Annotated in this window: 4 protein-coding genes; 3 read left to right on the top strand and 1 reads right to left on the bottom strand. The window is 29.6% G+C overall.

The window, feature by feature from the left end:
• Positions 1-44 precede the first annotated feature (44 nt).
• Positions 45-1,160 carry a hypothetical protein gene (locus IBX42_RS12075; RefSeq protein WP_294933181.1) on the bottom strand — a complete coding sequence of 372 codons (1,116 nt, stop codon included), beginning with the start codon at positions 1,158-1,160 and terminating at the stop codon, positions 45-47.
• A 223-nt stretch (positions 1,161-1,383) separates the two neighbouring features.
• Between IBX42_RS12075 and IBX42_RS12070 the strand changes: the two genes are divergently transcribed.
• The 3 genes from IBX42_RS12070 to IBX42_RS12060 form a co-directional block, all read left to right on the top strand.
• Positions 1,384-1,590 (top strand): helix-turn-helix domain-containing protein, encoded by a 207-nt coding sequence (locus IBX42_RS12070; RefSeq protein WP_294933180.1) that lies wholly within the window; start codon positions 1,384-1,386, stop codon positions 1,588-1,590.
• The gene (locus IBX42_RS12065) at positions 1,587-2,252 is read left to right on the top strand and encodes a hypothetical protein (protein ID WP_294933179.1); all 666 of its coding nucleotides are present in this window, start codon (positions 1,587-1,589) and stop codon (positions 2,250-2,252) included. The genes IBX42_RS12070 and IBX42_RS12065 overlap by 4 nt, the downstream gene beginning before the upstream one ends.
• Positions 2,245-2,446, top strand: a 202-nt coding sequence (locus IBX42_RS12060) for a hypothetical protein (RefSeq protein WP_294933178.1), incomplete at its 3' end; no start/stop codon positions are given. The genes IBX42_RS12065 and IBX42_RS12060, both read left to right, overlap by 8 nt.

The following is a 2,446-nucleotide window of genomic DNA, read 5'->3' as shown; positions in this document are numbered from 1 at the left end:
ACTATATCAAATAAATTTAATTTTTTAGGTTTACACAGTTAGATTTACGCTCTCCCCAATATGCTAAACATTTTTTCTTCAAGAACTGAAAACTCAGTTTCAGCCTTATTAAACTTCTTTTTGTTTTCTAAATATAGAAATTCTACGAAGTCTTTTTTCAAAATATTTTTTGAATTGTACTCCTTCATTAAAAACGAATTTAATAAGCTTTCAAATTGTGCTTTTACTGTATGAAAAGTTATCTCGTTTAAAGTTTCAAGCAAGGAAGTATAAAAAGCATCTGTATAGTTTTTTGTCTTGTTGCTCTCTAGCCAGTCTGTAAATGGAGACAGATCAACTTCATAAGATGGTTCTAGTAGTTTATATGGATTAAAATATGCTACTGCTCTGTCATATAGTACACCATGATGAAGGTCCATCATCTCTTCATAAGCATTATGAAATATTTCTTTATTTGCAAGATAATCAATATTAAAATACTGAAATAAAAAATGTTGAATTTTTTGTTCACTAGTTGTTTTTTTAAATTTGTATGGATTGATTTCAAAAAGGTAGTGTTTGTCATCGAAGATATTATGAGCATATTGAGCTGGGTAATAGAGAGCTATCTCCTCAATCTCTTTATATTCTAAATTTGTTGTCTCTCGATAGTTTAAAGGACGCTTCAACTCTTGAAAAATCTTATCTAAAAACTCATCAATTTGTTCAACATCTATTTCAGATAGTTCACCATTTATGTGACGGTAATCTCCGTAATCATATTGAGAGTAATTCTTTTGCTTGGAAACTTCATCTTTGAAATTTCCAATGTGCTTATAAAACATATTAATTTTATCATGTTTTGTAAAAGATTTTCCGTGATTTAGGAGATGAACCTTATCAACAAGTTCTTGAATAGTTCGATAGAATTGTTGGTTTAAAGATTTGCCAGTATTTTTACCTCTTTTGAAGCTTTCTTTTTTCAGAAAAGCTTCTTTTTTTTCTTTACTTTTAGTCAAAATATAAAATGGTGCGGGATCATGATCGTCTGTATGTATCAGGGATTCTAAAAAGATTTGAATCATGCGTATATAAAATTTTTCGTAGCTATGCTCTTCTTTTATATTGTAATAAATATAATTTTTTTTATTTTTCAACCAAGCATTTATGTAGTTTTGCACAGTGTAATCCATATAAAATTTTCTTAAATAATATCATTTAAAATTAAATAGAACTTAAATTTTTTTATTGATGTTTTTTTAGAAAGTCCATTGTTCTGGGCGCTTAAAGCTATTTATTTCTAAAAAACCTCTAAAAAATCATTTTCTTGCAATATAAACTTTTATCAACCAATTGGAATTTAAACACAAGAAAAGGTACCTTTTTTAAACAAAAGGAGTCAATATGCAAAATATTGAAAAAAGATGGCTGACTCCAGAGGAGCTACAGGAAGAATATGGCTTTTCTGAGAGCTGGCAAGCGAAAGCTCGTATGTTAAAAAGCAAAATAGGATTGCCATTTCATAAAATAGGTGGCAAATTCATACGCTATGATCGACAAGAGGTTGATAAGTGGCTTGAAATGCATAAAGTGGTGGGAGTTGAGCTATGAGAGTAAATTTAAAGAAAAAAAGAAAAAATTTCACAATAGTCAGTAATATTTTGGCAAGAGATGCAAAGATCAGCTTAAAAGCCAAAGGTATAAGTCTTGTAATTGCTCATTTTTCAGATGATTGGAACTTTTATGAGGAGTTTTTACAGGAATTTTGTACAGATAAACGAACGGCTATCGCCAATGCTATTAAAGAGTTAGAAGTAGCAGGCTATCTATATAGAACACAGTCACGGAAAAGAGGAAGATTCTCAAAAAATCTATGGATATTTGGTGATGAGGGACTATCAAAAGAGGATATATCGGAGCTTTGTACCGATTGTGGAAAAACTGATAACGGTTTTTCCGATGTCAGAAAATCGACCACTATAAATACTCACTCATATAATACTAAAGAGTATAATAAAAAAAATACTCAAAAAAAAGGACCAAAAAGGAAGTTTTATCACTTTGTGAATGTACTTAAACAAAACGCAGAACAATACCCTAACTTACAAATTGAATTTGAAAATAAAAAATATTGTTTTCAAAATGTAAATGGTCAACTTCTGCTAAAAGATAAAGAAAGTGACATAATCCTTTCAAAAGTTGCTGCGGAACGGTTGTATCAAAAAATGGCAAATTCGCTTGAAGTTAAAGTAATAAGGGGAGAAAATGCCTAAAATCAAATCAAAAGAAAATTCTTCACTGCTAGATATATATCCATATTCAAAGGATGCTTTTCAATATCTGTATGATAAATTAACAGATAAAGATTTTAAGCGACCGTATATTTATTACGATAAAGCGATAAATGCAGTGACTGGAATAATTTGGGATATTACACAAGGTGAGCCAGAAATTACCGAGATTATTT

Origin of the sequence: Sulfurimonas sp. (assembly GCF_014859695.1) — a bacterium.
GTDB lineage: Bacteria > Campylobacterota > Campylobacteria > Campylobacterales > Sulfurimonadaceae > Sulfurimonas.
This window is presented reverse-complemented; position numbering and strand designations above follow the sequence as displayed.

Excerpts from the sequence above, each read along its gene's own strand:
- IBX42_RS12070 (WP_294933180.1), top strand. The coding sequence starts at position 1,384 with ATGCAAAATATTGAAAAAAGATGGCTGACTCCAGAGGAGCTACAGGAA.
- IBX42_RS12065 (WP_294933179.1), top strand. The coding sequence starts at position 1,587 with ATGAGAGTAAATTTAAAGAAAAAAAGAAAAAATTTCACAATAGTCAGT.